The sequence below is a fragment of the Selenomonas ruminantium subsp. lactilytica TAM6421 genome (genome assembly GCF_000284095.1).
Taxonomy (GTDB): Bacteria; Bacillota; Negativicutes; order Selenomonadales; family Selenomonadaceae; genus Selenomonas_A; species Selenomonas_A lactilytica.
On sequence record NC_017077.1, the window covers coordinates 1 to 12434 of the forward strand.

10 protein-coding genes are annotated in these 12434 nt (G+C 45.3%); 9 read left to right on the forward strand and 1 reads right to left on the reverse strand.

Going from position 1 to position 12434, the window contains the following annotated elements:
* The 9 genes from SELR_RS15545 to SELR_RS15580 all read left to right on the forward strand — a co-directional run bounded on the left by SELR_RS15545 (window position 1) and on the right by SELR_RS15580 (window position 9562).
* Window positions 1–789: a ParA family protein gene (locus tag SELR_RS15545; protein WP_014431003.1), complete on the forward strand. Its 789-nt coding sequence runs from the start codon at window positions 1–3 to the stop codon at window positions 787–789.
* A gap of 2 nt (window positions 790–791) precedes the next feature.
* Window positions 792–1286: a hypothetical protein gene (locus SELR_RS15550; RefSeq protein WP_014431004.1), complete on the forward strand. Its 495-nt coding sequence runs from the start codon at window positions 792–794 to the stop codon at window positions 1284–1286.
* Window positions 1287–1705: 419 nt separating this feature from the next.
* Window positions 1706–2935, forward strand: coding sequence for a replication initiation protein (locus tag SELR_RS15555; RefSeq protein ID WP_014431005.1), 1230 nt, complete (start codon window positions 1706–1708; stop codon window positions 2933–2935).
* Window positions 2936–3010: 75 nt separating this feature from the next.
* Entirely contained in the window at window positions 3011–3325 is a 315-nt protein-coding gene (locus SELR_RS15560; RefSeq protein ID WP_014431006.1) for a hypothetical protein, read from the forward strand.
* 191 nt (window positions 3326–3516) lie between these two features.
* The gene (locus tag SELR_RS15565; protein WP_014431007.1) at window positions 3517–3774 is read left to right on the forward strand and encodes a hypothetical protein; all 258 of its coding nucleotides are present in this window, start codon (window positions 3517–3519) and stop codon (window positions 3772–3774) included.
* Between the two features lies 1 nt (window position 3775).
* Window positions 3776–7531, forward strand: a complete 3756-nt coding sequence (gene mobF / locus SELR_RS15570) for a MobF family relaxase (protein ID WP_041914912.1) — start codon at window positions 3776–3778, stop codon at window positions 7529–7531.
* On the forward strand, window positions 7528–7911 hold the full coding sequence (locus SELR_RS18975) for a hypothetical protein (RefSeq protein WP_014431009.1): 384 nt from the start codon (window positions 7528–7530) through the stop codon (window positions 7909–7911). The genes mobF and SELR_RS18975 overlap by 4 nt, the downstream gene beginning before the upstream one ends.
* Before the next feature lie 6 nt (window positions 7912–7917).
* Complete coding sequence (locus tag SELR_RS15575) at window positions 7918–8550, forward strand: hypothetical protein (protein ID WP_014431010.1); 633 nt, start codon at window positions 7918–7920, stop codon at window positions 8548–8550.
* 76 nt (window positions 8551–8626) lie between these two features.
* Window positions 8627–9562, forward strand: coding sequence for an Rpn family recombination-promoting nuclease/putative transposase (locus SELR_RS15580; RefSeq protein WP_014431011.1), 936 nt, complete (start codon window positions 8627–8629; stop codon window positions 9560–9562).
* A 207-nt stretch (window positions 9563–9769) separates the two neighbouring features.
* On the opposite strand, the gene SELR_RS15585 is transcribed toward SELR_RS15580, so the two are convergent.
* Window positions 9770–12349, reverse strand: a complete 2580-nt coding sequence (locus tag SELR_RS15585) for a hypothetical protein (protein WP_041914913.1) — start codon at window positions 12347–12349, stop codon at window positions 9770–9772.
* Window positions 12350–12434 lie beyond the last annotated feature (85 nt).

Below are 12434 nucleotides of genomic sequence, written 5' to 3' on the forward strand. Positions count from 1 at the left end.
ATGTCAACAAAAATCTATGCCATAGCCAATCAAAAGGGCGGTGTCGGTAAGACTACCACCTGTCACTGTTTAGCTGCTGGCCTCCATGCTCAGGGTAAAAAAGTGCTTTTAATAGACTTAGACCCACAGTCTAATCTCTCTGTTCTCTGTGACGCTGTTACGGATGCAGTAAATAAAGACGCTGTAACAATGTTAGAATTGCTATCTGATAAAGCTACTTTCCCAGATGTTATTCAACCCATGGAAGATTATGACATCGCACCAGCCTCTATGTACCTTGCCTCCATTGACAGCGTATTAACAGACCCCATAGGAAGACCTTTCAAGCTGGCCGAGAAAATAACCGAAGCGAATCTCCGAAAAAAATACGATTACATATTCATTGACTGTCCTCCTGCTCTAGGAACTTTAACTTCCTTGGCCATTGTAGCTGCCGATTCTGTAATTATCCCTGCTCAAGCAGATATTTTGTCTTTACAAGGTGTGTCCCAGCTTTATTCCACAATCCAGTCAGCTCGTGGCCATGCTAATAAATCACTAAGGATCGCTGGCATTGTACTTACACGTTTCAATGCTCGTACTAAAATTTCTCGTGAAATTCATGAAATGTTCCTTACAGCAGCCAAACAAATGAACACAGCAGTATTTAAGACACAAATCCGTGAAGGAACAGCCATAAAAGAGACCCAGGCATCTGGTGAGAATATATTCAAAGCTGCTAGTAATTCCAATGTTGCTCAAGACTATAAAGCATTGACAAAAGAAATTTTCTTTCCCAAGGAGGCATAAAGATGGCAAAAAAACAGGTAAAAATAGACACAAAGCGAAATCCGTTTGCCATTGATAAATCTCTAAGCCCTGCAGACAATTTTTTAGCGCCACAAACGGTCAAGAAAACAAATTTAACTGTACATAATGTACAAAATGTACATAGTGAACATAATGTACAAAACATACAAACTGTACATAATGAATATAAAAGTGAAGAAACTTCTAAAAAAGTTGTTATCGAAGAAGATAGGGAATCCCCCAATGATACATACCCTCTAAAACGCTCTGAGAGCTCTCAGAAGGGCAAGAAACATATCCACCTAGTACTTACCATAGATAAGTATGAAATGTTGGAGAAAATGGCTAATTTGCAGCATCAGACGGTAACAAAATGTATAAGTGAGATGATTGAAGACCAGTATACCAGCAAATGGAGTGCTATTAGTGATCAGTTAGAACAGATTAAGCGTAAATTGGCAGTACAATCTCCCAAAAGAGATATTCTCAATATGTGAAAATAATTTTTAGAAAAAGCAAGCAAGGCAAAATAGGAGTTATTCACAGCCTGTGGATAACTCGCTCTTGCTTTGCTTGCTTTTAAGCATAAATGCTTTAAATGCTTTCGGCGACGGGAAGCCCCGTCATTACTGGGCTCAAGGCTGCTAAAGACGAGAGATTTTAACCTAAAGACGAGAGATTTTAACCTATTTAGCATTTTAAAGACGAGAGATTTTAACCTAAAGACGAGAGATTTTAACCTAAAATGCTTTAAAGACGAGAGATTTTAACCTAAAACGAGAGATTTTAACCTAAATATTGACATACATTTGTCCATTTTGGTAAGATATTAACGAAAAACGAGAGATTTTAACCTGTTTTTAGGGGCAATTATTAGGGAGAGGTTAAAATTTCTCGTCTTTAGAAAGGGGAGTATATGGACGATAGAAGACCAGCAATATATCAAGCAAATCCGTTGATAGAAGCAAGGAAACCCATGAATGCCTTAGAAATGCGTTTATTTATGCTTGCTTTACAAGATGTTAATCCACATTTATCGGCTAATGACAAATATTATGACAAGTTTTTTAAGGAAACTCATATTTTACCTGGAGAATTAAAAAAGATAATGGGAAATGGGGCGTACATTCCTTTACTTGATGAGGCTTGCGATAGACTAACATCAAGGAATGTGTGTATTAGAGAAGGGGAAGACAAATTTGTTTATTATCCCATATTTTCATTTATTCAATATGAAAAAGGTGATGGTCTAAGAATTCAATTTAATAATAAAATGCGTGAACTAATTTTGGATATATTTGAATCTGGTTATCCTTATACTAAGATTAGCATGAAACAAATTTTCTATTTAGGTTCTGCATATGCTATGAGATTATTGGAGATTATGCTTCAATATCAAGGAATGAAGCGTAATAATATTATTACTAGAACAATACAGTTAGAAGAGCTGCGTTTTATGCTAAACGTTGAGGAAGATAAATATCCACGAATCAATGATTTCAAAAGATTTGTTTTAGATATTGCAACCAATGAGATAAATGCCAATACACAGTATTCAATACGCTATGAAGCTGAGAAGAGTGGAAGAAAAATCGTTGCTTTTTCTTTTTATATGGATTGTAGTAATTTGGTTTCTAATGAGGAGATTGTAGAAGAAGATATAAAACTAGAAATGCCCCCGGCAAAAAAGAAGAGATATGGTCTATCTAAACATGCTATTAACACGTTAACTACCATATGTGGTAGCAATGAGGAATTTGAACTTCGTATGGAGTATGCTTTGCAATTAGCAGAGACAAGAAAACCGGAAAATCTACAGGGGTTTTTGTATAATGCGATAAAAGATAATTACAGACAGCAGGACTTAGATGCAAAGGCAGCAATAGAGCGTGAAATGCAAGCCATAGAAGAAAATAAGGAATGGGAACAAGTTGCTGCCAAGATGTTTGCTGGTGAGATTGGTATTGATGAAGAGCGTCCAGAAATACCTTTTGATTTAAATAATCCTATGGAACTTGCTATTGTAAAACTAATCAAGAAAGCACTTCAAGATAGAATGATGGACTTTACCACAAGGAGCAGATTAGAAGACCACAATATGAGTGTATCAAGGTTCATAGAATTATATGGAAATACAATAGCATAATATTTATATTGCAATAACTCATATAAAGTTGTAAAATTGCAAACAACAAGAGAAAATTCTATGGAGGTATAGTAAATGAACTATATGCAGAACCAAACAACAGTATCTACTGAACAGAAGCCTAAAAAAGAACGCCGTCGCAAAACTCCAGAGGAGAAATTAGCAGAGGCTCTTGCTAAAAAGAAACGTGCCGACGCAATCGCCAAGAAGCGTAATGAGGAGATAGCTGCTCTTAAAGAGGAAATCCAGAACGCAAAGTGGAAACAGCTCCTTAGAGAAGCTAAAGCAGCAGGAGCAGATGAAGATGTAGTCATCTCTATTATCATGAATCAGAAAGATGCTATTATCCGCAAAGCCGTAGAGATTACAAAAGCTCAAAATTCTAACTAAATTTTAATAGAAGATAGATATAATGTAAGGGAGGGTAAAACCTCCCTTTTTTAAAACCTAAATTACATACACACCCCTTTACCCTATTCAGGGTTAAAAGGCCATTTCCCGTGAATCCCAAACGCATTACACCTTGATACTAAAGGGTTTATGCGAATCCCATTTGCATTACAAACAGAATGGAGGATGAAATGAGCAAAGTATATGCCAATACAATACAAAAGACCGTAAGACTGCCCATAAATCTATATGACAAGATAGAATCCATAGCTAAAGACCATAACACCAGTACATCTTATATTATAAGGTATATATTAGAAGACTACTTCCATGTGAAATCAAGCAATGTAGAAGCAGTAGAGGATAACCAGCTGGATAATCTATTAACTATCCTAAAGGAAATTAAGTCCGATACAGAACGGATAAAAGAAGCTACAGGAGCGAATTAAAATGTTATGCTCATGCGTTCCCGTCAAATCGGTTGAAATGGCTACAAGCTACTATTCAAACGAAGATGACCGACCAGTAAAAGACGAATACTACGCCAACGACAATACAAATGATATGTGGGGCGGTACGCTGGCCGAAGAAGTAGGCTTAACCGGAAATGTACATCATGAAGAATTTGAAGCCATGATAAACAATGTATACAGTCGGCTAAAGCCACTTATGCGGACTGGAGAAGAACCAACACTAGGGGCAGACCTTACCTTTTCTTCCTCCAAGTCTGTTTCACTAGCCATTGTAAACGAACCGCCAGAAGTATCACAAACCCTGCAAGAGAACCACCGCAGGGCAGTAGAAGATACCTTAAAAATTGTTGAGCGTGAATTTATCAGTAAGAACATATCAAGGCAGCGCCTGTTAGATGGAAATAGCCGGGAATTTACAGGCCATGCTATTTATGCAAAGTTTGAACATGGCCTATCCAGATATAAGGACGTACAGACCCATACACATTGCTATATTGCCAACGAAACCATAGATAGTACAGGCAAGGCTTGTTCCATAGATGTGAAATTTCTTATGGAGAACCAAAAGACCATAGGTGCCATTTGCCGAAACCTTGAACTAAAGTACAATATGGAATCCGGCTTCCAGTTCCGGGAAGGGCAGCATGACTTTGAATTAGTGGGCTATTCCGATGAACTTATAGCCGAAAACAGCAAGGCCAGATTAGATATTGAAAAGTATCTATCCGACCATGGAATGGAGGCAAATGCAAAGAATTGTCAGATAGCATGGAACTCCATAAGGCCAGCCAAAAGCGAACACGCCAATAACCGTGATATAGCAGATAATACAAGGGAAATATGTAATGCCCATAAGGCCCATATATCCCTAATAGATAACAGCCATGAAGTCACCATGTCAGAGGCAGAAGGCGAAGACGTTTTTTCGCAAACCATCAAGGAATTGCAAGATAAAGACTTTGCTTTTACCAAGGGAGAACTGCAAGTATCTCTCCTCAATAATGGCAGCATATACGGCATGAGCTGGGAGCAATGTAAAGACCTGATTGAAAAACATAAGGAACTTGTTTATGTTGGTATGCGACAGGATAGCCCCGCTAGCACCAAGGAATACTATACCACTAAGGACAATATCCGCTTACAGAAGGAAATCGAAAAACACATCCTTGCTTGTAAAGGAACTGGCCATAAAATAGCTTCCAAAGACATAGAAAAGGCAATGGAACGGGTAGCCAAAAGCAAGGATATTACCCTCAAGGGAGAACAGGCAGACTTTGTAAAAAACTTCCTTGCCTCTTCATCCAGAGCTTATGTCTTGAACGGTAAGCCTGGAACAGGCAAGACCTTTGTTATGGCCTATGCCAAAGATACTTTACTGGAATTAGGCTACAAGCCCCAGGACATACAAGGGGCTGCCTTTCAGAAGGCTGCGGCCATCGAGCTGGAGCAGGACAGCGGAATCAAGTCGGACACCATAGACCGGCTCTTGCTCATGAAGGAGAAAGAAGCTGCCACGGTCCGAGGCGAGAAATGGCACTTTGACGGCAGCCACGGCAGACACTATGATTTCCGGGGTCTGCCGAAACTCACACGCCCTGCCGTGCTGGTGGTGGACGAGGCGGGCATGGTGGATGACATCAAGATAAAAGCCCTCTTTGACTACTCCAAGGAAGTCAGCACCCCGGAAGCCCCATTGACCCTGCTATTTAGCGGTGACTACCGCCAAATACAGGCCATTGGCATAGGGGGAGGCTATGAGAAGATGGCCAACCGGGAAGGAGGCCGGGTACCCCCGGTGGCATCCAGCTACTTAGAGGACATAACCCGGCAGAAGGATGCCGAACTAAAGGAAACGGTGCTATCCATTGTCAATGATGAATCCGTGGGCAGGTCATTCCAGCTGCTGCATCAGCGGAGTCTGGAGGACACCATGAAGCAATGGAGGCAGGAGCCGGAGAGGATTATCAAGGCCGACAATGCTGCCATCGCCGAAGACCTTAACCAGCGCATCCGGCAGGAACGGCTGCAGCAGGGGCAGCTGCAAAACGAGCAGACCATAGACCTGCAGGCCAAGCGCCCCACCAAAGCGGAGCCGGAGCCAAAGCCCCAACAGATGAAACTTGCCGAAGGGGAGCGGGTAATCATATCCTCTGCCAAGACCGGGGCAAACAAAGACAACTATCCCGGCTCCTCTCAGACCATGACCATTTCCCGGATAAAAGATGGCCATATAATCGGCACAGCCGAAAATGGCCGGGAATATTCCATTCCCACAGACAAACTAAGAGCCGGACAAATCCGCTATGCCTATGCCGTAGAGGGCAAGCAAGCAGGCATACTTTTTCAAGGACAGGAACGGCAGTACATCGAAGCTCATGGAGGGCTGCGGGAAATTCGCAACCACAAGGAACTGGAAAAAGCAGCCGTAGACGAATACATGAGGCGGGTACTTTCCAATGATGGCAAGAGCCTAGCATTAAGTGTCGAAACCAACACCCAACGGCAGCGCATCAACCGCATGATTCGTGAACAGCTGCAGGAGGCCGGGAAAATCGAGAAAAAGGGCTACACCTTCAAGGTGGACAACGGGCAAAATCCCACCATGCCGGACGGCAAGCGGAATAAATCCTACAAGACACAAAAAATAGAAGTGGCCAAAGGTGATCGCCTTATCTGCCTCAAAAACGACAACAAAGCCGGCCTCTACAATAATATGGAAGGAACCGTCCAGAGCATAAACAAGGACGGTAAAGCAAAGATACTCACCAAAGACGGCCTGATAACCGCCGACCTCAAGGCAAACACATCATGGGATTATGCCCATGCCAAGACCGTAAACAAGCTGCAGGGGGCTACCGTTGATACCATCATCACCATAGAGGACAGGAGCAACCGCAACGCCCACTTTGTAGCTGTGAGCCGAGCAAGAACGGAAGGAGTTATCTTTACCACCAACCGCCAGCGACTGGAAAAAGCAGCAGACGAGTGGGCAAACAAAGTGACCATGGACAGCTTCAAGCCTCCTACCACGGAACAGGGCGAATACAAGACCCCAGAGCAGCGGGCAGAAATTGTCCGGGAGGTTCGGGAACCGACTGGTGCCGAGATTGAAAAACTGCACGAACTGGAATTAGACCTTGGCCATCCGCTAGAAATAAACGAGATACCGGGCCATAACGAGCCGGAACTGCCCATTATCCAAGGCATGGACGAGAAAAAGGAACTGCTGAAAGCCTATGGACAGCTGGGCAAGGAAAAACTGCCCTTTGCTATAGAGCGAGCTGAAATTAATAATGAATCAATGGCCATAGACCAGAACGGCAAAAAATACCTGTTCCCTGCATCCAAATGGATAGACCTGCCCCAAGACGGCAAATCCATGGCCATGCAGCTAAAAGATGACTTTGAAACCCTGCAGCGGGCAAAGGAAAATCCATTCATCCCACGGATGCAGCGGGAAGCCCTACACGCAGGAGCAAGGATTATCGCTGCCGGACAGCTGGCCGAGAGCAACGGCCTCATAACGCCAAAAATAGCAAGGTCATGTGAGATTCCCGGCATTCCCGGTTTTAAGGAAGCCAATGAAGTCCTTGACCTGCCGGTAAAAGAGGGGGAAAAGACCGTAGAGTTTATGTCCGACAAGGTACTGGAAGTCATGACCAGCCGGGAATTATCCCTTGATGTATTGGCCAAAGGCCACGAAATAGAAAGAGATGGTGGATTGAGCCTATGAAAAATGAAGTCGTAAAGAAATTGAACGAAAAAGTACAGCCACCTGCTAACTGTATCTGTATAGACTGCCCTCATGCCCATTGGCATATAAAAAGCAACGGGATACCAGAATGTAAATGCAGGCTGCTGTCTGCCATAGTATGGAATGCAAAGCGCGGTGAGCATTGCATAACAGCCTGCAGCGGTTCAGAAACGCTGGAAATGAAGCCGAACCCCATTCCCTGTGTGTCCTGCCAGTATGCCGTATGGTATAAGGACAGCGGTACGATACAAGGCTACTGCCGGGATATATACCGCAAGATATATGGTAAGGATTCAAACGGTAAGTCTATATCTAGTATTAGTGATTGCAACGCCTATGAAAAAAGGGAGGTACTATAACATATCATGAGCATGATTGAAGAAGTCGCAGCAATGAAACAGGAGCAGGAAGCCCAGCGGGGCGACCTGGTACGCATTAACAGCAGCCTAAATGAACTGACCAAAGCCCTGCAGGGCACCACCGCAGCCATAAATGACCTGTCGGCTAAGTATGACCTGCTGATGCGCGACCTGCAGAAGCAAACGGCCACCCAAAAGGAAGGGATAACCCCGGAACAGGTGCAGGCCATTGTAGCCAAGGAACTGCAGGGCATCCAGCTTGATGGCAAGACTGTATTTGACCCGCTCCGGGAAAAGGCAGCTGAATTAAGCAAGGAGCTTTCCGCTGCAGGGAAGGTGGCAGCTAGGCAAGTCCGGGACATAGGGAATGAAGATTTGAAGGTAACCATATTCAGAAGTTTGGTTACGGCTATCTGGTATATATTGATTACGGGATCTATCATGTATTGGATATATGGCATCAAGGATATCCATAAGGAGCTGGACTATCTTCATAACCGAGTAGATGTTATCCAGTATAACCAGACAATCCCAGGGGCTAAGTTTACCCCGTGGGATATGAAGGATTTTTATGAGGCATGGGATAATCAGAACAAGTACATCTGGGAGCAGCGTAATAAGAACGGGCAAAAGCAATGAATCCGCCGCTAAAAAAGCTGAAATCAGTCCTGTTTCATGATATAATCCAATTAGAAAAGCAAAGGAGCCTTATACCATGACAAATCCAAAATCACTCATACAGCAGGCCATTGAGAATGATATTGCCAACAAGAAATACAATCCCATGAATGATGTCCTGTTCAAGTTTATCTTCGGCAAGGATGAACGGAAGCAGGTCACCATTGACTTCCTCAATGCCGTTTTGGATCGCCATGGTGCTGCAACCATCAAGGACATCCAATTCCAGAATAGCGAGATTGTCCCCTTCTATGACGATGACAAACTGACCCGGCTGGATATATTCTGCGTTACCGAAGAAGGTTTGCAGATTGATGTTGAGGTCCAGATCGTGGATAAAAAGAATATGGAACGTCGCACCCTTTACTATTGGTCGCAGATGTATCTGATGAATCTGTCCAAGGGTGGGAAGTATCAAAACTTGAAACCGTCCATAACCATCAACATCCTCCGCTACAATATCTTCCCCGGCGAACCGGCTCACTCCATGTACAGTATCTACAACATGGAAACCCAACGCCGCCTCAATGAAGATATGGAACTGCATTTCCTTGAGGTTCCTAAATTCCAGAAAAAGCCCGTCAGCGAAATGACCAGTGTGGAACGCTGGCTGGCTTACTTCTCCAACAAATTAGATCCGAAAGAAATGGAGGAATTGGCCATGAATGAAGCTGCTATTCAGACTGCTTTGGACGCAGCCACCATCTTTATGCAGGATAAAAAAGAGCGTCTTAACTACCTGAACCGTGAAATGGCCATCTTTGACTACGAATCTGATAAGGATGCCTGGTTTAGCGAAGGACGTGCAGAAGGACGTGCCGAAGGGCTGGTTGAGGGTGCCGACCTGAACAGCGTTGATTTGATCAAAAATCTCATGTCCTCCAGTAACCTCAGTGTTGACGCAGCAATGGATGCTCTAAAAATTCCGGAAGAGAAAAGGGCAAAGTATCGGGCCATGGTGACGAATAAATAAAAATGGGCAAAGAAACGGCAGGCGGGGTGCGCCTGCCGAGTTTGCTTATCAGGGGCTGTGAGGGAGGTTCCCGGGAGGGACTTGCTCACAGCCTCTTTTGATGGTGGAGTTGTTCCGGGGCTACATTATCGTAAACGTCATTATTACTGCAAGTAGCCCCCCGCCCCCAAGGGGGGCGGACTGAAATTGAGGCAGCAGCCTGGGTAGTCAGGTGTGTGTCCGCATTTCAGCCTCAGTTCTCTTCTTCGCAAGGGATTCAATCTGTTTATCCAGCTTGGCTTTCTCCGCTGCGGCGGTCTTGGCATCCATGGTCGATTTTGTGACAGCTTTCGTATACTCCGTCGGGTGCTCCAACGCCATCACTTCTATGTACTCTCTCAGACAGTTTATCTCATCTGAGGTATATCCCTTATCGGCCAGGAAGTCAGCCAGCAGACCGTTGACTTTGTTGATACGATTTTTCATCCTGAATTTGTCGTTGCCATAATACTCCTTATCTTTCAGATATACATAAAACCAATACCCCAGGCTGGATGTATCACTATGACTGTTGTAAATTTCTTCCAAAACTTTATCCACATCTTTCTTATAGGCTTCTTTCTGGGCATTGAGCTGCTTCTCCGCCTTTATCGCCGCAATCTCTGCCGCTGCGCTGCTCTCAGCGATTTTCCCGATTTTCAGTTTGCCTCCTTCAGCCACAAGGGTGACTAGGCCCTCAGGGGCTTTCGCATTCACAACAGAGCCGTTTGCCAGAATACGGACATCCTCAATATTGCCCTGCTTCGTATAGAAATCTGCCAAACGTCCGGCACGAACATAGCCCATGTTTAAGCCGTAGTCATTCACCATACGGATGCCATTATCGGCACGCAGATACGCATCCATGCCTGCGGCTACCGAGAGCAGCGTAAGGGGCATATTGCCATTCTGATGGACATAGATGGAGTTGCCGCTGTTGGCCATGAGCCAGCCACTGAGCATAATCTCCAGGAATTTATCCTTGCTGCCAATGCTGCCTGCGCCGGAGAAGATACTGAGGTTCTTGCCGCGAAGCTGCGTGCCATCAGCAATGCTTACGCCCTGGCCCGCCGAGAGACGAATATTCCCGTCGGTGTAGATGCCGCCCTTGATATTCAGGGCAGAATCTGCCGCGGCACTGACGTAGACATTTTTCTTGCCATTTAGCTGTACGGTTCCTCCTTCCTTGATGTCCAAAGTGACAGGTACCTGCCGCCTGATGGTGACGCCGTTCGCATCCCAGGTGAGGTCGCCAGCTTTAGCACTGGCCAGCAGCTTCATGTTGGCCGCCTTGGTAAGGTCAGCATTCTTGATGTAGACTGCCGCCTCATCATAGCCGATACCACCATTTTTTGCCGTCAGGATAATGTTTTTGCCGATGACATTGGGGTTGTTCACAATGTCAAAGGTGCCGGGCTTTGCGTTGACGATACCATCCTGAATGGCGTAGAGCAGTTCATTCTTGCTCCAGCCGTAGTTCTCGCTGACGGAAAGGTCGCCGTAGTCGGCGATGGCCTTCTCCTCGTCTTTAGAGAAGCCCTTGCCCTGGAAATAAGCCTCCTTGGCCGCCTGAAGTTTCGCCCGGGCTGCCTTTCTGTCCGCCTCATTTTCTGCTGCCTGCATCAGGGTGATATACTCTTTTCTGGCGGCTGCAATACCTGAATCATTGGCGTAGTCAGCAGCGGCTGATTTGTATTCCGAAACCCGTAAAATGTTCGGCGTGAGGACACCATTTTTTTCGATAGTGGCCAGCTGTTGGAAGCGCCCCTCAATGGCCGACAGCCTTCTTGCCTTGGACTCACTAGCTGCCGCTTCGTGGCGGTCGTAAGCCTCGGTATAGGAAATCATACCCAGTTCCTGCCAGCGGGCTAACCTTTCTTCTGCCGAGGAATCATCGGTATACGCTCCCCCATTGGCATCCACAATGCTGCCGTTTTTCGCTTCAAGAGATACATCACCTTCCTTGCTCACGATGCTGGCAATACGCATATCACCCTCAGTCTGTACAATGCTGACATCCTTCCTGGCCGTAGCGGTCAGGCTGGAATTATCAAGTTTCGATGAAGTGACCGTACTGCCCGCCTTTACCCGGAGGGGATCATTACCGGCGCCAATGGTGCCGTTTTCGCTGGTCAGGATAACGGCGGGAGCACTGATAAGGCTCGACGAGTCGGCGTTCACAATGCTGCCATCAGCAGTAATCGTTACTTTCCCATTGTCCGCCCCCCCGGTAAGACCTGCCTGACAGATTTTCAGATTCCCCTTGTCCGAAGCAAAGGAAATCCCGTCTTTAGCCGCAAGGTTTATCACCGCCTCTGTGCCAATGGCCCCATGTTTGACATCAATGGACTGGCCTGAGGCTTCAAGATTGTCCGTAATGAGCTTTGCGCCTTCCAGGGTTTTGACCATGCCCCGGTTCCAATTTATGACAGAAATACGGCTCTTATCAGCTCTGCCACTCTGGAGATTGGCCGTACTTTCCACCCTGTCCCGGAAATAAATGTTGTTGCCATTTCGGATATCTATCAGGCCATTATTTGCGGCCTTGGCAAAACTGAAAGATACAGGATGGGCAGCGTTAATAAAGTGGGTATTCGTATAGCTTATTCCCTTGGTTTCCGTCCAGCTGTATGTAACATAACCATTAACATGAAGGTCGTCCAAATACACCATCTCCGAGGCGTTGGCCTTGCCTTTCATTGTGCCGCCGGTATTATTGATCGAGCCAAAAATGCCGATGCCATCGGGATACGTCTTGAAATACTCCAAGGCATCGAAACTGCCACGACCATTAGGATATTTGTATTTGGCGTTTTCTCCTGTGGCAATAACTACTCCCTGCGCCAGACTGCCA